This window comes from Agromyces mariniharenae (assembly GCF_008122505.1).
Lineage (GTDB): Bacteria > Actinomycetota > Actinomycetes > Actinomycetales > Microbacteriaceae > Agromyces > Agromyces mariniharenae.
This window is the reverse complement of record NZ_VSSB01000001.1, coordinates 1,779,175-1,796,314: the sequence shown is the minus strand read 5'-3', so window position 1 is coordinate 1,796,314 and position 17,140 is coordinate 1,779,175. Positions and strand designations below refer to the sequence as shown.

17 protein-coding genes and 1 pseudogene are annotated in these 17,140 nt (G+C 73.1%); 6 read left to right on the top strand and 12 right to left on the bottom strand.

The window, feature by feature from the left end; translation table 11 throughout:
* Positions 1-88: 88 nt before the first annotated feature.
* Positions 89-1,000: pseudogene (locus FYC51_RS08260) on the bottom strand (DMT family transporter); the annotation flags it as partial.
* On the opposite strand from FYC51_RS08260, the gene FYC51_RS08255 reads away from it, so the two are divergent.
* Genes FYC51_RS08255 through FYC51_RS08245 form a run of 3 tightly spaced genes read left to right on the top strand, consistent with a single transcriptional unit; the run spans position 999 to position 3,134 of the window.
* Positions 999-2,411 carry an aminotransferase-like domain-containing protein gene (locus FYC51_RS08255; protein WP_148733100.1) on the top strand — a complete coding sequence of 471 codons (1,413 nt, stop codon included), beginning with the start codon at positions 999-1,001 and terminating at the stop codon, positions 2,409-2,411. The pseudogene FYC51_RS08260 and the gene FYC51_RS08255 sit on opposite strands and share 2 nt — an antisense overlap.
* A 49-nt stretch (positions 2,412-2,460) precedes the next feature.
* Complete coding sequence (locus FYC51_RS08250) at positions 2,461-2,811, top strand: DUF2200 domain-containing protein (RefSeq protein WP_148733099.1); 351 nt, start codon at positions 2,461-2,463, stop codon at positions 2,809-2,811.
* Positions 2,808-3,134 carry a CHY zinc finger protein gene (locus FYC51_RS08245; protein WP_148733098.1) on the top strand — a complete coding sequence of 109 codons (327 nt, stop codon included), beginning with the start codon at positions 2,808-2,810 and terminating at the stop codon, positions 3,132-3,134. Before FYC51_RS08250 ends, FYC51_RS08245 begins: the two co-directional genes overlap by 4 nt.
* Before the next feature lies 1 nt (position 3,135).
* On the opposite strand, the gene FYC51_RS08240 is transcribed toward FYC51_RS08245, so the two are convergent.
* From FYC51_RS08240 to FYC51_RS08205, 8 genes are all read right to left on the bottom strand, one after another.
* Positions 3,136-3,327: a hypothetical protein gene (locus FYC51_RS08240; RefSeq protein WP_148733097.1), complete on the bottom strand. Its 192-nt coding sequence runs from the start codon at positions 3,325-3,327 to the stop codon at positions 3,136-3,138.
* A 184-nt stretch (positions 3,328-3,511) separates the two neighbouring features.
* Positions 3,512-4,258 (bottom strand): hypothetical protein, encoded by a 747-nt coding sequence (locus tag FYC51_RS08235; RefSeq protein WP_148733096.1) that lies wholly within the window; start codon positions 4,256-4,258, stop codon positions 3,512-3,514.
* A gap of 1 nt (position 4,259) precedes the next feature.
* Positions 4,260-4,910, bottom strand: coding sequence for an RNA polymerase sigma factor (locus FYC51_RS08230; protein ID WP_148733095.1), 651 nt, complete (start codon positions 4,908-4,910; stop codon positions 4,260-4,262).
* 86 nt (positions 4,911-4,996) lie between these two features.
* Complete coding sequence (locus FYC51_RS08225) at positions 4,997-6,802, bottom strand: SulP family inorganic anion transporter (protein WP_148733094.1); 1,806 nt, start codon at positions 6,800-6,802, stop codon at positions 4,997-4,999.
* Positions 6,799-7,986: a low temperature requirement protein A gene (locus FYC51_RS08220; protein WP_148733093.1), complete on the bottom strand. Its 1,188-nt coding sequence runs from the start codon at positions 7,984-7,986 to the stop codon at positions 6,799-6,801. The genes FYC51_RS08225 and FYC51_RS08220 overlap by 4 nt, the downstream gene beginning before the upstream one ends.
* A gap of 66 nt (positions 7,987-8,052) precedes the next feature.
* A complete protein-coding gene (locus FYC51_RS08215) occupies positions 8,053-8,796 on the bottom strand; it encodes a phosphatase PAP2 family protein (RefSeq protein ID WP_238476269.1) in 744 nt (247 codons plus the stop codon).
* 8 nt (positions 8,797-8,804) lie between these two features.
* Entirely contained in the window at positions 8,805-9,599 is a 795-nt protein-coding gene (locus FYC51_RS08210; protein WP_148733091.1) for a phosphatase PAP2 family protein, read from the bottom strand.
* Positions 9,600-9,651: 52 nt separating this feature from the next.
* A complete protein-coding gene (locus FYC51_RS08205; RefSeq protein ID WP_187432546.1) occupies positions 9,652-10,836 on the bottom strand; it encodes a low temperature requirement protein A in 1,185 nt (394 codons plus the stop codon).
* A gap of 76 nt (positions 10,837-10,912) precedes the next feature.
* Here FYC51_RS08205 and FYC51_RS08200 point away from each other — a divergent pair, with 76 nt between their 5' ends.
* Positions 10,913-12,658: a glycosyltransferase gene (locus FYC51_RS08200; RefSeq protein WP_187432545.1), complete on the top strand. Its 1,746-nt coding sequence runs from the start codon at positions 10,913-10,915 to the stop codon at positions 12,656-12,658.
* Here the strand turns inward: FYC51_RS08200 and FYC51_RS08195 are convergent.
* On the bottom strand, positions 12,655-13,113 hold the full coding sequence (locus tag FYC51_RS08195) for a DUF4383 domain-containing protein (protein ID WP_148733088.1): 459 nt from the start codon (positions 13,111-13,113) through the stop codon (positions 12,655-12,657). The two genes, FYC51_RS08200 and FYC51_RS08195, sit on opposite strands and share 4 nt — an antisense overlap.
* Before the next feature lie 113 nt (positions 13,114-13,226).
* Positions 13,227-14,456, bottom strand: coding sequence for a serine hydrolase domain-containing protein (locus FYC51_RS08190; RefSeq protein WP_148733087.1), 1,230 nt, complete (start codon positions 14,454-14,456; stop codon positions 13,227-13,229).
* Positions 14,457-14,729: 273 nt separating this feature from the next.
* Between FYC51_RS08190 and FYC51_RS08185 the strand changes: the two genes are divergently transcribed.
* Complete coding sequence (locus FYC51_RS08185) at positions 14,730-15,137, top strand: DUF4383 domain-containing protein (RefSeq protein WP_148733086.1); 408 nt, start codon at positions 14,730-14,732, stop codon at positions 15,135-15,137.
* Positions 15,138-15,148: 11 nt separating this feature from the next.
* Complete coding sequence (locus FYC51_RS19190; RefSeq protein ID WP_187432544.1) at positions 15,149-15,694, top strand: hypothetical protein; 546 nt, start codon at positions 15,149-15,151, stop codon at positions 15,692-15,694.
* Between the two features lie 120 nt (positions 15,695-15,814).
* On the opposite strand, the gene FYC51_RS08175 is transcribed toward FYC51_RS19190, so the two are convergent.
* Complete coding sequence (locus tag FYC51_RS08175) at positions 15,815-17,140, bottom strand: ATP-dependent DNA helicase (protein ID WP_148733085.1); 1,326 nt, start codon at positions 17,138-17,140, stop codon at positions 15,815-15,817.

Below are 17,140 nucleotides of genomic sequence, written 5' to 3'. Positions count from 1 at the left end.
CTCGCCTTCCACCCGGGACCGCCGTCCTCGCCGAACGGTCACCTCGCATCGTGCCACGTCGCACCTCCTCCGCGCCCGGCCGGACCCGGGGGCCGAGTCGGGTCCGAACGGCCAGTGCAGCGAACAGGATGACGACGACCCCGCCGACGACCGTGGGCCAGGTCAGCTCCTCGTGCAGGATCATCGCAGCCCACCCGATGGTCAGCACGGGCTGCACGAGCTGGATCTGGCTGACCTGCGCCATCGGCCCGATCGCGAGCCCGCGATACCAGGCGAAGAAGCCGAGGAACATGCTCACGACCGCCAGGTAGCCGAACGCCAGCCACTGCGCGGATGCCGCGACGGGCGGCTGCTCGACGGCCGACCACGCGGTGATCGCGGCGGTGAGCGGCGCCGACAGCACCAGCGCCCACGAGACCGTCTGCCACGACCCGAGCTCGCGCGCGAGCAAGCCGCCCTCCGCGTAGCCGACGGCCGCTGCGACGACCGCCCCGAACAGCAGCAGGTCCGACCATCCGAGCCGTCCGACGCCGCCGTACTGCAGCGACGCGAACACGACCGCCGCGCCCGCGCCGAGCAGCGAGAACACCCAGAAGGACGTCGACGGTCGCTCCCGGCCTCGGATGACCGCCATGACCGCCGTCGCGGCGGGCAGCAGTCCGACCACGACCGCGCCGTGACTGGCGGGCGCGGTCGTCAGCGCGAACGAGGTCAGCACGGGGAATCCGAGCACCACGCCCCCGGCGACGACCCCGAGGCGCACCCATTGCGTGCCGCGCGGCCGCCGCTGGCGGGTCGCGGCCAGGGCGATCGCCGCGAGGACCGCCGCGACCACCGCTCGCCCGGCACCGACGAACACCGGCGAGAGGCCCTCCACCGCGACGCGCGTGAACGGCATCGTGAACGAGAACGCGACCACGCCCACGAGCCCCCACCAGACCCCGGCTCGCGTGAGTAGTGCTTTCGGTGCGGAGAGAGTAACGCTACCCTGTGCTGACATGAGCAACGATAGCACCGAGCGGATCGTCGCCGCGCTGCGCGGGCGGATCGCCGCGGCATCCGTCGGCACGCGCCTGCCGTCGAACCGCGAGCTCACGCTCGAGTACGGCGCCAGCCCGGTCACGGTGCAGAAGGCGATGCGCCGGCTGAGCGCGCTCGGCCTGATCGAGGCCAGGCCCGGCGTGGGAACGTTCGTCCGCGGCATCCGCCCGCCTCGACCGGTCGACCACGGCTGGCAGACCGCGGCGCTCGGCTCACCGCACGCGCGCATCCCGGCGCTCTCGTCCACGCAGCAGACGGTCTCGCCCGACGCGATCGCCCTGCACTCGGGATACCCGACCGCCGACCTGCTGCCGACCGGGTTGGTGCGCGCGGCGATCTCGCGCGCGGCCCGCACCGCGTCGGCGGTCACGCGGTCGCCCGCCGCGGGGCTGCCCGACCTGCAGGCCTGGTTCGCGGCCGAGCTGGCGGATGCCGCGGCGGCGGGCGGCTCGACCGTCACCGCTCGCGACGTCCTCATCCTCTCGGGGAGCCAGAGCGGGCTCAGTTCGATCTTCCGCGCCGTCGTCGGGGTCGGACAGCCGCTCGTCATCGAGTCGCCCACCTACTGGGGCGCGATCCTCGCGGCCGCGCAGGCCGGGGTCACGCTCGTCCCGGTGCCCTCGGGCGCGGACGGGCCCGACCCCGATGATGTCGACCGGGCCCTCGCCGGGTCGGGTGCCCGGGCGTTCTACGCGCAACCCACGTACGCCAATCCGACCGGCGCACAATGGTCGGCCGACCGCTCGCTTGCGATGCTCGACGTCGTCCGGCGCCGGGGCGCGTTCCTCATCGAGGACGACTGGGCGCACGACCTCGCCATCGACACCGTCCCGCACCCGATCGCCGCGATCGACGACGACGGGCACGTGATCCACCTCCGATCCCTCACCAAGAGCGTCTCCCCGGCCCTGCGCGTCGCCGCCGTCGTCGCGCGCGGCCCGGTCCGCGACCGGATCCTCGCCGATCGCGCCGCCGAGGCGATGTACGTGAGCGGACTCCTCCAGACCGCCGCGCTCGACGTGGTCACCCAGCCCGCCTGGCGCACGCACCTCCGCGCCCTGCGCCCGCAGCTGCGCGCCCGGCGCGACGCGCTCGTGGCCGCCCTCCGCGAACACGTGCCCGATGCGCATGTCGAGTGCACGCCTGCGGGCGGCCTCAACCTGTGGGTGCGCCTCCCCGACACCGTCGATCTCCCCGAGCTCGTCCGCGCGGCGGCGGGCCGGAACGTCGTCGTCGCACCCGGCACGGAGTGGTTCCCCGCCGAATCGGCCGGTCCGTACATCCGCCTCAACTACGCCGGCCCCGACCCCGAGCGTTATCCCGAGGCCGCCCAGGTGATCGGCGAAGTCCTCCGCGAGCAGGTCTCGTAGGCTGGGAGGGTCCACGAACGCGTTCCCACGGCGAAGGAGGCGGACGACGATGGAGCACCGGATCTTCGGCCTGAGCTTCGCGAGCATCTACCCGCTCTACGTGCAGAAGGTCGAGCGGAAGAACCGCAGCCAGGACGAGGTCGACGAGGTCATCTGCTGGCTCACCGGGTACGACGACGCGGGCCTCGAGCGCGCGATCGACGACGGGGTCGACCTGCGCACCTTCTTCGCGGATGCCCCCGAGATGAACCCGAACGCGTCCCTCATCACGGGCGTGATCTGCGGCATGCGCGTCGAGGAGATCGAGGATCCGCTCATGCAGCGCATCCGCTACATGGACAAGCTGGTCGACGAGGTGGCTCGGGGCAAGAAGATGGCGTCCATCCTCCGGGGGTCATGACGAACGCCCGACCCGTGGTGCACGGCGCCACCGTCGACGACCAGACCCGGTGCATCCACTACCGCACCGAGCTCGACGTCGTCGCGATCCGATTCGCGTGCTGCGACCGGTACTACCCGTGCCACGCCTGCCACGCCGAAGCCGAGACGCACCCCGCGCGGCAGTGGCCGCGCGACGCGGGCGGCGAGCACGCGATCCTGTGCGGCGTGTGCCGCACCGAGTTGACGATCGACGCCTACCGGGCCACCGACGTATGCCCGGCCTGCGGCGCCGCGTTCAATCCCGGGTGCCGCCTGCACGCGCACCTGTACTTCGAGGACTGAGTCACGTCACGAGCGCGTGGAACAGCTCGTAGACCATGAACGCCGGCCAGAAGATGCCCTGGAAGAACGCCCAGATGAACTCCCAGAACTGATCGGCCCGCTGGAAGAAGAACACCCAGGCACCGATGATCCCGAGCCCGTAGATCGCGCCGCCGCCGGCGAAGCAGCCGGCGTTCGAACTCCTGTCGCTCATGTCGACCTCCGCGGGCCACGATACGCCCGCGCGTGACGCCGCACGGGCCATTCGTCCCATCCGCGATGCGGGGACGCCCACGTGCGAAGCCGGCCCGGTCGGAGGAAGATCGCACACCGCGGACACGACGGACCCCCGCCCGGGGGGAGGGCGGGGGTCCGTCGCTTCGGGTCGCTGAGGGGGGTCAGTGCTTCCCGGAACCGGGGGCGTCCCCGGAACTCTGCTGGCCGGTGGCGCCCTTGTCGTCGGCCGCGTCGCCGGCGCCCTCGGTCGCCTGCTCGGCGTTCTCGAGGCCGGCCTCGCGCTGCTCGACCGCGTTGTCGAGGCCTTCCTGGCCCTGCTCGCTGGCGTTCTCTCCGGCGGTCTCCATGCCGTTCTGGTTGGCGTCGTCGGCGTTCTCGAGTCCGGTCTGGCGCTCGTCGTCTGCCGGCTTGCCCGCGTTCTCGGCGGTTTCGATGCCGAACTCGCTGTTCTCGACGCCGGTGTCGCTCACGTGCTCCCCGCCGGGGTGCCCGGTGACCTGCTCGAAGACCTGCTGCGCGGGGCCGGGGAGGGCGCCGACGGCACCCGCCGCACCTGCTCCTCCGACGCCGACGGCGAGCGCCGCGCCCGCTCCGATCGCGATCTTCGTCGCGAGCCCGAGGCTCGCAAGTCCGGTGAATGCCACTCTTCTTCTCCGTGTTCTCGGCGACGACGCGGGGGTGAGCGCCGTGGCCGGGGTGGTTGCCGGTAGGGACGGCGAGATCCGCTCGGCTCGTTCGAGGTCGAGGCGCAGGGCGAGCTCGGCCGACGGCCGAGGGGGCGCCTGGAACGCCGCCTGCCGCATCTCGGCGACGGCCTCCGCCAGCGCGGTCAAGTCCTCGCGGCCTGCGGGGACCCGACCGCGCAACAGCGCGGGGGCCTCGTCGTCGGTGATCCGGTGCGTGTTCATCTCACTCCCTGCCATCGACGGATGCCCCGAAAGGGGTACGGGTTCGCGCCAACTTCTTGCGCAGCGATTCGAGCGCCCTGCGCTGCAGCGCCTTCACGGCGCCGGGACGCTTGCCGAGCACCTCCGCGGCCTGCTCGATCGTGAGGTCGGCGACGATGCGCAGCAGCATCACGTTGCGCTGGTCGGGTGCGAGGCCGTCGAGGAGCGCTCGCGTCGCGGCATCGCCGAGGCTCGACGTCGCCACGTCTTCGGCGCTCGGACTGCGCCGTGGGTCGCGCTCGTCGACCCACTCCTCGTGGACCCCGTGCCGCGAGCGCCGACGAAGCTCGTCGGTGAGCCGCCGGTAGGCGATGGTGAAGACGAAGGCACGGAAGGCGGGCTCGTCGCCGCGGAAGCGATCGAGCTGGTCGAACACGGCGAGGAACACCTCGCTCGTCAGGTCGTCGGGCTCGAGCGACCCCCGTGCCCGCAGGAACGCGGCGACGGCCGGGGCGTAGTCGACCCACAGGTTCGTGCACGCCCATTTCGCGCCGGCCTGCGCCGCGAGCAGCACGGCAGGGAAGGCGTCGGCGGAGCCTCGGGCGGCGGATGGGCGCGCGGATGCCGCGCTCCTGGACGTCGCGCGTGAGATCGCGCCCTCGTTCTCAGCCATGGCGCGGACGAGTGTAGGCGATGCGACCTGCACGCGCGCCGATGCATCCACAGGGCGGCTCCGCTCCCCGCCTGCTGCGGCGAGCGCTATCGGCCCGACGCGCCCGATTCGTCGGGCCGGTCGGGCCCATCGGAGTCGCCGCCGCCGTGATCGTCGGAGCCGGACGCGCCGGGCTCGTCCGCCCACTTCGTGCCGTCGAGATCGCCGCGGAGCGTCCCGGTGATCTCGTCGACGGCCGCACCGACGGTCGGGGCGAATCGGTCGGGCGTGAACCGGTCGGTCACGCCGTAGGCGCGCAGCACGTCGACGACGGGGTCCTTCATCTCGGCGAGGATCAGCCGGACGCCGTGCGACGCGAGGTACTCGTCGAGCTCGACCAGCTCGTCGATCGCGGTCGTGTCGATGCCCGTGATCGGCTCGGCCGCGAGGATGACCGTCTGGACGCCCGGCCCGGCCGCCTGCACGCGGGACCGCACGAAGTCGTCGAAGATCCCGCCGTTGGCGAAGAACAGCGGCGCGTCGAAGCGCACGATGACGACGCCGGGGATCCGCTCGCCCTCGGGATAGCGCGACAGGTCGTGGTAGCCGCGCAGGCCGCTCACCCGGCCGAGCTCCGCCCGGTAGGGCCGCCACGACTGGTTCACGAACGCGAGCAGGCTCAGCGCGATCGTGACCGCGATGCCCTCGAGCACGCCCACGGCGAGCACCCCGACGAAGGCCGCCAGCGAGAGGAACGCGTCCACCCGGTCCATGCGGACCAGCCGCACGAATCCCCGCACGTCGATGAGCCGCGACGCCGCCGCGATCACGACGGCGGCGAGCGTCGCCTCGGGCAGGAACGCCGTGAGCCCGGGTACCAGCAGCATGAACGCCACGATGAGGAGCGCGCCCACGACCCCGGTGAGCTGCGTCTTCGCGCCGGCCTGCTCGGCCACCGGCGTGCGCGACGAGGAGGCGGAGATCGGGAAGCCGCCGAACAGCCCGCCCGCCACGTTCGCGGCGCCGATCGCCGCCATCTCCCGACTCCCATCCACCGACTCGCCGCGGCGGGCCGCGAGCGTGCGCGAGAGCACCGCGCTGTCGGTGAACGCCACGAGGGCGATGCCGGCGGCCGGCAGCGCGAGCGCCGCGACATCCGACCACTGCAGGCCGCCGAGCGCCGGCGCGGGAAGCCCCTGCGGGAGGGCGCCCACCATGGGCATCAGTTCGGCGAGCCCGAAGATCCACGTGGCGAGGGTCGCCACCACGACCGCCACCAGGACCCCGGGCACGGGCGATCGCAGCCACGTCAGCACGACGATCACCGCGAGCGAGCCGAGCCCGAACGCCGTCGCGATCGGCTCGATCTCGCCGCCCGACGCACCCTCGACGATGTGCGCGACCTGCGTGAACGGCGATCCGGACTCGATCGAGAAGCCGAGCAGCTTCGGCACCTGGGAGATGATCACCAGCAGGGCCACCGCGTTGAGGTAGCCGACGCGGATGGGCTTCGACAGCAGGTCGGTCACGAACCCCAGGCGCAGGAGGCCGCCGACCACCAGGATGGCGCCCACCATGATCGCGAGCAGGCCGGCGAGCGCGATCGCGCGATCGTCGTCGCCGAGTGCGAGCGGGAGGATCGCGGCCGCGATGATCGGGGCGAGCGCCGAGTCGGGCCCCAGGACGAGGATCCGCGACGGCCCGAGCACCGCGTAGACGAGCAGGGGGACGATCGTCGCGTAGAGGCCGGCTTCGGGCGGCAGGCCTGCGACCTGGGCGTAGCCCATTCCGGCGGGGATCAGGAGCGCCGTCACGACGACCCCGGCGCGCAGGTCGGGCACCAGCCACGCGCGCCGGTAGTGCCGGGCGGTGGCGATCCCCGGCAGCCAGGTCGGCCCGCGGTGGTTGATCATCGCCTGCGCATCGCCCCCTCCACCGCGAGCACCACGGCGACGAGGACCACGGCGATCGCGAGCGCCGCCATCGCGGGCACCACGGCAAGCAGGGCGACGGATGCCGCGAGCAGCAGCGTCCCGACGACCCGCACGACCGGCCACCGCCCCTCGGCGAGCCGCGCGAACACCGCCGTCGCGGCGATGTAGGCCGCGAGCCCCGCGGCGAGCGCGGACGCGCCGAACCAGCCGAATGCCTCGGCGTCGCCGATGTGCGCCATCGCGTCCTCGACGCCGAGCGCAGCGAGGATCACCCCGGCGACCACGACCAGGTGCACGTACGTGTACGCATCGATCGCGAGCTGGACGCGCGCGGCATCCGATCGCCGCTCGAGGGCGTGCTCGCCGGCCTCGGCGAGGCGAGCGAAGTACGCCCACCAGAGCAGCACCGAGAGCGCCACCGCGAGCGCCGACCCGATCGCGATCGCCGGCCCGATCGGCTCGCGGGCGACGCCCACGCCGATGGCGACGATCGACTCGCCGAGGGCGAGGATGACGACGAGCCCGTATCGCTCGGCCCAGTGCGCGGTCGAGTGGATGCGCCATCCGCCGACGCTGCGCGAGCTCAGGTACGTGAGTCCGGCGTCGTAGAGCCAGGCCGCCAACCAGATCCAGGTCTGCCACGGCGAGCCGAGCCAGACGCCGACGAGCAGCGCGGCGACGGCCGGCACCATGGCGACCGCCTGCGTGACGAGCACCTGGCGTCGCAGCCCGGCGTCCTCGCCCGCGGCTGCGAGGTAGAGCGTCGCGTGGATGATCCGCACCGCCGTGTACGCGAGCACGAGCACGAGCGGGCCGTTCCACCCGCCGGGCAGGTCCTCGTACGCCTCGGGGATGGTGAGGGCGGCGATGAACACCGCGATCATCGCCGCGGTCATGCCGATCCGCATGCCGGCCTGGTCGGCGGGCGCCTGGTTCGCGAGCCAGCCGAACGCCGCCCACGTCCACCACATGAGCGCGAGCACGATGAGCGCCTGCAGGATGCCGAACGCGCTGTGCGTCTCGGCCATCAGGCGGCTCACCTGGGTGAACGCGAAGACGTACACGAGGTCGAAGAAGAGCTCGAACGTCGTGACGCGGCTCGACTCGCCTGCGGTGCGGAGGCGGCCGACGCGGCCGCCGGTGGTGCCCGATGCATCCTGCATCGCACCAGCATGCACGACCGGCGCCGACGCGATCCAGAGCGGGTGACGGATGCCGCGCCCGCCGCCTCACCGCGACGCGTCGTGCGACGTCCGCACCCAGATCGGCGGGTGCGGCATCCGTTGCTCGCGGTAGAGCCGTTCGGCGAACGGCGCCCACACGATGACCGCCACGCCGGCGCCCACGAGCATGCCGCCGATGGTGTCGGAGACCCAGTGCGCGCCGAGGTAGGTGCGGCTCAGCATCATCAGCACGGTGTAGGCCGCGCCGGCGACCCACACCCAGGCGCGCAGGAAGATGATGCCGAGCGCGGTCGCCACGACGGCCGCGTTCGCGCTGTGCCCCGACGGGAACGAGCCGAAGTCGGGGTGCACGAGGATGTCCTCGGGTCGCGGGCGCGCGACGACGACCTTGATGACGCGCGTGACGGTGGCGCTCGCGAGGGCGGCGACCACGTAGTAGACCGCACCCCACGGCCGTCGCCACAGGAGCAGGCCGCCGACGATGACACCCGGCACGACGAGCGTCGAGATCACGCCGCCGCCGAGCGCGTTGAACACGAGCGCCGGCACGGTCAGCAGGTCGGTGCGGGTCGCCACGAGCACGCCCATGACCTCGACCTCGAACCCGAACGGCTTGTTGCTCTCGCGGTAGACGATGACGAGGCCGAGGAGCACCACGAGTGCGAGCGCCGCGCCTCCCGAGACCACCCACCAGAGGCGGGAGACGCGCACCGGCGCCGGAGCGCCTGCCTCGGGCGGGAGCGCAGGAGTTCGGTCGGGTCCTGCCGCGTCGCCTGTCGGTTCCGGCACGCGCCCGGTCATCCGAGTCCCTCGTTCCCCGGACGCTCGGCGTCGCGTTCGGAGGCCGCGACTTCGGCGGGCGACCCCACGCGCACCGTGCGCCAGGTGTCGACCGCGATCACGATCCCGAGCACCACGAGCGACAGGAAGATCGAGCCGAGGGCGTCGGTGGCCCAGTGGTAGCCGAGGTAGATGCGGCACGCGGCCGTCAGCGCCACCACCGCAGCGGCCGCCGAGTACGCGAGGGCGGCGATCCGGGCGCTTCGGTGACGCGAGAACACGAGGTAGGTCGTGATGAGCAGGAAGTCCGCGACGCCCATCACGTGGCCCGACGGGAAGGACGCGGTCGTGTCGACGTCCATGAGCATGTCCTGGGCCGGTGGGCGCTCCCGATCGATGAGCGGCGCCATGACCTGCACGATGATCACGCCGAGCAGCATGCCGCCCGCGAGCAGCAGGGGGCGCCACGCGTGCTTCGCCAGCACGCCCCACCCCACCGTGGTGACGACGATGATGATCGGCATCACGACCGGCCCGAAGACGACCGCGATGACGCTCATCACGACCGTCAGCCAGTCGCTGCGCGCGGTCTGCAGCCACGCCTCGACCGGGGCGTCGATGCGCGAGAGGTCGTCGGCCTCGACCACGGAGTCGAACACCACGACGAAGCCGACGAGACCGAGCGCGACGAGACCGAGCGACGCGAGCTGCAGGCCACGGCGAGCGGATGCCGGGACCACGCGCTCCTCGACGAGGAACCGCTCGTTGAAGCGGCGGAGCCGCCCGTGGCGCTGCCTCGTCTCGGTGGTCATGCCACCATCCTGTGCCGATGGGACCGCCGCCCGGCAACGGGTTGACGGGGGATCAGCCCCCTGCGCGGCGCCCGCGTCGCAGCCGGTCGACGGTCTCCATCGCGGCCACCACGACGAGCACGCCCGTCGACACCGCGCCGACGGCGAGCGGCGTGAGGAACGGCGAGAACGCGGCGATCGCGACGATGCCCAGCACCCCCGCGACCTGCGCGGTCGGCCAACGACGCTCGAGCAGCCGCCGGAACAGGAGCGTGCCGGCGAGGAACAGCAGCGGGCCGCCGAGCACCGTCACCACCGCCGACGCGCTCTGCTCGTCGGGGTGCCCGAGGAGCTCCTTGTCGCCGACGCTCACCAGCACGACGCCGCCGATCACGAGCAGGTGCACGAAGGTGTACGCCGTGCGGGCGAGGCGGCCCGGGCTGTCGGAGTCCTCCATGGCCTCGGCCCCGATGCGCTCGCCGTGGTCGAAGTAGATCCACCACATCGCCGCGGCGGAGGCGAACGCGAGCAGCATGGCGGTCGCGGAAGCGAACGTGACGTCGAGCTCCACGAACGAGAACCCGGTGACGAGCAGGCCCTCGCCGAGCGCGATGAGCACGAACAGGGCCGACCGCTCGGCGATGTGCGCGCCCGAGAGGTCCCAGCGGCCCATGTCCATCGGCCCCATCATGGGCAGCGGGAAGCCGAGCAGGGCGCCGAGCACCTCGAGGCCGAGCGCCATCGCCCAGAGCGGCAGCTGCGCCGGCAGTGGCAGGAGCGCGCCGACGATCCACAGCACGCTGCCCGCGGCCGTCCATGCGAGCACGCGCGCGAAGTCGAGCGCCGCGTGCCGGTCGTGACGCCACGTGGCGTACACGATGAACCCGGTGCGGCCGAGCTGCAGCACGACGTAGGCGATCGCGAACATCCACGCCCGCTCGCCGAACGCGTCGGCGATGGAGATGCTCATGACCATCGCGACGAGCGCCAGGGCGATGACGGCGCCGCGCACCGGCAGCTTCACGGGATCGAGCCAGTTCGTCACCCACGTGGTCGCCACCCACGACCACCACAGCGCGACGACCATGATCGCGCCCTCGACCGCGCCGAGCGGATCCTGGTGCTCGTAGAGGTACGCCGACAGCTGGGTGAGCGCGAAGACGTAGACGAGGTCGAAGAACAGCTCGACGTAGGTCACCCGGTCGGCGCGCGGCGTCCCCGTGGGGCGGAGCACGTCGCGACGGAGTCCGAAGGGCATGCCACATGATGGCACGGGCGGCAAGGGGGCGACCGGTTCGCGGTGCGTCGCGTCGGGCGTCGCTAGCGTTGGGGGAATGGCGGGCGGCACCTCGGACAGGCAGCGGCAGGTCGCGACGGTCGCCGACCCGTCGCTGCCCGACGGGCGGCAGTTCGCGGTGACGTGGGGCGTCCCCGAGCCGTTCGGCGGCATGACCTCGGCCCTGCTGCACCGCTCGCGCGCGTTCGTGCGGCTGGCGGGCCGCGAGGTCGACGTCGTGACCTTCGACCCGCGCCCCGACCTCCCGGCGGCGCGCGAGCGCCTGGCCCGAGCGGGTGAGCTCATCCCCGGCATCCGGCTGCGAAACCTCTGGGAGGACCTGCGGGGCGGCCCGGGCGGCACCGCGGTGGCCACGCCGCGCGACGACGGCGCGTCGCTCGTCGAGCACCTCCGGGGCGACGGCAGCCTGGCCGCGCGCGACGAGCGGTTCCCAGCGCACGCGGCGGGGCCGTCCCGCCGTATCACGACGTACGACGCCGGCGGTGCCGTCCTGCGGCAGTGGACCCGTGCGTGGGACTGCTACGCGGAGTGGCTCGACGGCGTCGTCGGCGACGAGCGGGCATTCGCCGTCACCGACAGCAAGACGGCCGCCGAGTTCATGGCGCGGTATCGCCGACCGAACGTCGTCTCCCTGCACCTCGTGCACAACTCCCACCTCGTGGGTCCCGACCGGCCATGGGGCATGCTGCGGCCGTCACGCCGACGCGTGTTCGCGCACCTCGAGCGGTTCGACGGCGTGGTCTTCCTCACCGAGCGGCAGCGCGCGGATGCCGCGACCCTCCTCGGCGACCCCGGCAACCTCACCGTGGTCCCCAACGGCATCGACCCCCTCGACGGCGATCCGGCGCCCGACGCCGAGCGCGATCCGGCGGCCGGCGTCGTGCTCGCCCGCCTCACCACCCGAAAGCGCGTCGACCACGCGATCGAGGTGGTGCGCCGGTGCCGCGACCGCGGCGTGCCGGTGACGCTCACCGTCTACGGCGACGGTCCGGATGCCCCGGCCCTCCGCCGCCGGGTCGACGACGCCGGCCTCGGCGACGCCGTGACCTTCGCGGGGCATCGCAGCGGCGCCGCCGATGCGTTCGCCGACGCGTCGTGGACCCTCGTGACGAGCACGTTCGAGGGCTCGCCGCTCGCGCTGGCCGAGGCGATGGCCCGCGGCTGCCTCCCCATCGCGTACGACATCCCCTACGGCCCGGCCGACCTCATCGCCGACGGCGTCGACGGCGTGCTCGTGGCCGACGGCGACCTCGACGCGGCGGCCGACGCCGTGGCCCGCCTGGTCGCGCTGCCCGCGCCCGAGCGCGAGCGGATGCGGCGTGCGGCCCGGGCGACCGCCGCGCGGCACGACGACGCGCACGTGGTCGAGGCGTGGGGCCGGGTGCAGCGCGCCGCCGCCGCCCGTCACGGCCGCACGTCGCCACCGCTCCACGTCGAACTGGAGCGCCTCAGGATGCGGTTCCGGCGCAGGCGCCTGCGGGTGTCGGTGCGGCTGCGCGGCGTGCCACCCGGTGCGTCCGTGACGATCACGCTGCGCCGGCGCGGGCGCGGTGCGCTCGTGCGGGAACGACGCCCGGCACGGGACGGCCGCACGATGTGGCGCCTCGGCGAGCGCGCGTCGCGCCTCGTTGGCGGGCGGCATCCGCTGACCTGCATCGTCGAGGTCGAGCACCTCGGCGCCGTGGTGGAAGCCGGACGCGTCACCGCGCACCCCGATACGCGCTCGGTCCCGCGCCGAGCTGCGCAGCGCGTGCTCGGGCGGTTCGGCCGGCGCCGACGCTAGGCGGAGGCCCGGCCCCGTCGGCCCAGGAGCACCCCGAGCAGGATCATGGCGACGGCGAGCGCGCCGTGCAGCCAGTTGTCGGCGGTGTTCACCGGCACGACGTTGGCCGGGTGGTCGCCGCTCACGAAGAGCCCGTAGACGAGGATCAGCCCGTAGACGACCCCGCCCCAGATGAGGTAGTTGCGCGACCCGGCGAAGCTCGAGGCGAGCCAGAGCCCGGCCGCTCCGAACAGCAGGTGGACGATGTTGTGCAGGATCGACACCTGGAAGATCCCGAGCAGCATCGCGCCCGAGTCGCTGCCCCAGAAGAGCAGGGCGTCGACGTCGGTCGTGAGGCCCGGGATGAAGCCGGCGATGCCGACGGCCAGGAAGACGATGCCGAAGATCAGCGCGACGACCTGCACCGGTGTGCCGGCGTACTTCGCCGTGGTGGACGGTTGGGCGACGCTGTGCATGAGAACCTCCTCGTCTCATCCCGGCACGCCCGGTGCCGGGGGTCGCGGAGCGGGAGGCTCCGCTCACCTCCATCATCCGCCCGCACGGCGGGGGATGCGAGCGATCGGCGGGGCTACGCCCGCGGGCAGACGCCGAGCTCCTGCATCTTCGCCGTCGCCTGGTCGGCCGACCAGGGCAGCTCGATGAGGGGCTGCTCGCCGCCGGCCGCGGGCGGCGCCTTCGATGCGAGCGAGGCGAGGGCGAACGCGACCTCGCGCACGAACGCGGGTCCGGGGGTCGAGTTGTTGAGCGCGACCACGACCGTGAGGCCGCTCGCGGCGTCGGTGAACGCGGCGGTGAGCGCACCGGCCGTCTCGCCGGCGGTGCCGCGCATCGGTCCGTACTGCGCGCCGCCGAGGCCCGCGGACTGCCACGCGGGAGCGTCGCCGCCGAGCGGGACCGTGTTCCACTGGGCGCGCGCCGTGCGCTCGCTGAGGAGCGCGCCCGTCGCGAACGCCTCGCTGAGGGAACGTGCGTCCTCGAGCGTCGAGATCGCGCCCGCGGCCGCACCGCCCATCGAGCTCGACGCCTCGGTGTCGTCGAGCAGGACGGCGCAGTCGACCGCTCCCGTCACCGTGATCGACGAGTAACCGCCCATGACCCCGGCATGCTCGGTCACGGTCCCGGGCGGCAGCGAGGTCTCCTCGAGGCCCAGCGGACCGAGGACGTACTGCTGGGCGAGCTCGTCCCACGTCTTGCTCGTGCGCCGCTCGAGCGCGAGCGCGAGCAGCAGGATGCCCGTACGCGACTCGCGCACCTGCTCGCCCGGCGGTCCGATGCGGTTCAGGGCCATGCCGTTCGCGAGCAGCTCGTTCGCCGGCCAGACGCGGCCGGGATTCGCGCCGAAGGTCGGGCGCAGCACGGGGTAGTAGTCGGCCAGGCCCGAGGTGTGGAGGCACAGCTGCTCGAGGGTGATGCCGTCGAGCTTCGGGATCCAGTCGACGTACTTCGCCACGGGGTCGTCGAGTTGCACCTCGCCCTGGTCCGCGAGGCGCAGCAGCACGGTGCAGGTGATCTCGGTCGTCACGGTGGCGAGTCGGAACCCGGTGTCGGTCGTCATGGGCGGTGGCTTCTCGCCGAAGTCCACGGTGCCGGATGCCGCGGTCCACTCGCCCGCCCACGGCGCCCACACGCCGGCGACGCCGCCGCTCGACCCGCTCAGCGCCACCGCCTGGTCGAGGACGCCCTGGAGTCCATCGGCGAGATCACCGCCGAGCGGGGCATCGACGGGCGAGAACTGCGCCGACGGATCGACGGCCGTGCCGAAGCATCCGGTCAGGGCGATCGTGAGGGCCGCCGCCATCGCGGCGACAGGTCCTCCCCGCCGCCGGGACCTCCCCAGACGGTCAGCCACCGAGCCCCCCTCGCTGTGCGTTCCGCTGCGATTGTAACCCGCAATGGCAGGTCGGCCGATGTCCCATGTCGTCGCGGCTTCGCCGGAGTCGCCGCGGAACGCTGCGGATGCCGCGATCGGATGCCGTCCGCCGCATGTCCCCCGGCGACCAATCCGTTCCTCGAGGCGCGCCGAACCACCCGCATACCCGGCGATCGCCGGGACCATCGAAGGAGGCACCTCATGCGCAACTCCCCGAACCGCATCGTCGCAACCGTGTTCGGCGCGGTCTACGTGCTCGTCGGGTTGCTCGGCTTCGCCGTCACGGGCGGCGTCGGGTTCATCGCCACCGAGGGCGGACTGCTGCTCGGCATCTTCCAGGTGAACCCGCTCCACAACGTGGCGCATCTCCTGATCGGGGCCGCGCTGCTCATCGCCGGGATCGTGTCGGCCGCCGCCGCCAAGACGGTGAACATCGTCGTGGGCGGCGCCTACCTGCTGCTCGGCATCGTCGGCTTCTTCCTGGCCGGCACCGCGGCGAACATCCTCGCCCTCAACACCGCCGACCACTTCCTGCACCTCGCGAGCGCCATCGTGCTGCTCGGCGTGGGGCTCGCGGCCGAGCGCTCGCCACGCGTGGCGACGGCCTAGGGATCCGGGCCGTGCACGCACTGCCGGCGCTCGCGCGAACGTGGCCGATGCTCTGCGCCCTCGGCGCCGGGCTGGTGCTGCTCGCCCTCGCCGCCGGCGCCGGGGGGATGGCGGGGGGCGTCATGGCCGCTGCCGGTGCGTCCGGCCTCGGCTGGGGCGTCCTCTCGCTGCGGGCGGGTCGCGCACTGGTGCCGGGCGTCGTGCTCGGCACGGGCGCGGCCCTGCTCGTCGGGGCAGGGGTGCTCGTCGGCAGCGGCCTCGCCGAGGCGGCCGGCGTTCCGGTCGGCTCGCTGCTGGCGGCATCCGTGTTCATCGCCGTCGTCGCGGGGCACTGCGCCGTGGTGGTGCGCGGGCGGAGCGGCGCCGACGGCGCCCGAGCCGGGCGATCGGATGCCCCGGCACCTCGTGCAGCTGCCGTCGACGGGCGGCTCCCGCTGGTCGGCCTGGTCGTCGGCGCGCTGCTCGTCGCGGGCCTCGCCACGCCCGCGCTCGCGGCCACCGAGGCGGGTCGCGTGGCGGTGCCGCACGGCGAGCACGACCACCAGCAGCACCACTGACGGCGGTCGGGGGCGCGTGGCGACGACGCCCCCGGCCGCATCCCGGGGCGGCGTGCGACGGGGGCGCGCCGCCCCACTCCGCCGTGTTGCGCACGGGCGGGCCGCAACCGGTTCGGCTGGTTACGGCTCCGACGTCGGCCCGACCGCGTCCGCGTCGATCTCGCGCATGGCGCCGGCCATGAACCGCTCGACGTCGCGGTCGACCATGATGTCGCTCGGGCGCAGTGGCCGGGCCAGGTAGAGGCCGTCGAGCGCCGTGAGACGACTGAGCGCAACGTAGGTCTGCCCGGGGCTGAAGGCGCGCGACCCCAGGTCGACGACCGCCGTGTCGTAGCTCGCCCCCTGCGACTTGTGGATCGTGACCGCCCACGCGAGCCGCAGCGGGAACTGCGTGAACTCGGCGACGATCTCGCGCTCGAGCTTCTTGCGCACGGGATCCCACGAGTAGCGGTACTTCTCCCAGGTCGCGGGCTCGACCTCGTGCTCCTCGCCGTCGACCTCGACGCGCAACTCGCGCGTGAGCGACGTCACCGTGCCGATCGTGCCGTTGACCCAGCGCGGGCCCTCGCCGCGCAGGGCCACGTCGTTGCGCAGGAACATGACCTGCGCACCGACCTTGAGCTCGAGGCGCTCGTCGGCGGGGAACGCGCGACCGCCGAAGTCGCCGTTCACCTCGGCCTCGTTGGCCTGCGAGTGCCCGGGCAGGCGATGCAGCTGCTGGGCGTTGATGCGGTTCACCGTGTCGTTGCGGGTGGCGAGCGTGATCGCCCCGTGCTCGGGCAGCGGCCGGCGCGCGCCCACGTCGTTGAGCACGCCCGCGATCTCGGCCGTGACGCGACCGTGCCGCACGGCGTTGAGCATGAACTTGAACTCGTCGTCGTGCTGGCGATGCACCTCGCCGAGCTCGAAGATGCGCAGGTCGGCCTCGCGCCACACTTGCGCGTCGAAGAACCACATCGACTCGTAGGTGTCGGCGAAGTACCGGCGCTCGTCGCCATCGCCCGGCACGGGTGCGAGCTGGTAGGGGTCGCCGAACAGCACGACCTGCGCGCCGCCGAACGGCTCGTGGGGCCGCTGCCGCGCCTGCCGCAGCGACCGGTCCATCGCGTCCATCAGGTCGGCGTTCACCATCGACACCTCGTCGACCACGAGGGTGTCCATGGCGTTCAGGAGCTTGCGCACCGCATCGTTCTGGTCGATCTCGCGGTCGGCGATGACGCCGATGGGCAGCCGGAAGAGCGAGTGGATCGTCTGCCCGCCGACGTTGAGCGCCGCAACGCCCGTTGGCGCGCAGATCACGATCTGCTTCTGCGTGTGCCAGTTCAGGTGGTTGAGCAGCGTCGACTTGCCGGTGCCCGCGCGCCCCGTGACGAAGACGTGCTCGCGGGTGCCCTCGATGGCCTGGAAGACCGCGGCCTGTTCGCGGGTGAGGGTGACGTTCTGCAC

Bases quoted from the DNA above. Each gene is read 5' to 3' on its own strand.
- FYC51_RS08255 (WP_148733100.1), top strand. From the start codon at position 999: ATGAGCAACGATAGCACCGAGCGGATCGTCGCCGCGCTGCGCGGGCGG.
- FYC51_RS08250 (WP_148733099.1), top strand. From the start codon at position 2,461: ATGGAGCACCGGATCTTCGGCCTGAGCTTCGCGAGCATCTACCCGCTC.
- FYC51_RS08245 (WP_148733098.1), top strand. From the start codon at position 2,808: ATGACGAACGCCCGACCCGTGGTGCACGGCGCCACCGTCGACGACCAG.
- FYC51_RS08240 (WP_148733097.1), bottom strand. From the start codon at position 3,327: ATGAGCGACAGGAGTTCGAACGCCGGCTGCTTCGCCGGCGGCGGCGCG.
- FYC51_RS08235 (WP_148733096.1), bottom strand. From the start codon at position 4,258: ATGAACACGCACCGGATCACCGACGACGAGGCCCCCGCGCTGTTGCGC.
- FYC51_RS08230 (WP_148733095.1), bottom strand. From the start codon at position 4,910: ATGGCTGAGAACGAGGGCGCGATCTCACGCGCGACGTCCAGGAGCGCG.
- FYC51_RS08225 (WP_148733094.1), bottom strand. From the start codon at position 6,802: ATGATCAACCACCGCGGGCCGACCTGGCTGCCGGGGATCGCCACCGCC.
- FYC51_RS08220 (WP_148733093.1), bottom strand. From the start codon at position 7,986: ATGCAGGATGCATCGGGCACCACCGGCGGCCGCGTCGGCCGCCTCCGC.
- FYC51_RS08210 (WP_148733091.1), bottom strand. From the start codon at position 9,599: ATGACCACCGAGACGAGGCAGCGCCACGGGCGGCTCCGCCGCTTCAAC.
- FYC51_RS08205 (WP_187432546.1), bottom strand. From the start codon at position 10,836: ATGCCCTTCGGACTCCGTCGCGACGTGCTCCGCCCCACGGGGACGCCG.
- FYC51_RS08200 (WP_187432545.1), top strand. From the start codon at position 10,913: ATGGCGGGCGGCACCTCGGACAGGCAGCGGCAGGTCGCGACGGTCGCC.
- FYC51_RS08195 (WP_148733088.1), bottom strand. From the start codon at position 13,113: ATGCACAGCGTCGCCCAACCGTCCACCACGGCGAAGTACGCCGGCACA.
- FYC51_RS08190 (WP_148733087.1), bottom strand. From the start codon at position 14,456: ATGGCGGCGGCCCTCACGATCGCCCTGACCGGATGCTTCGGCACGGCC.
- FYC51_RS08185 (WP_148733086.1), top strand. From the start codon at position 14,730: ATGCGCAACTCCCCGAACCGCATCGTCGCAACCGTGTTCGGCGCGGTC.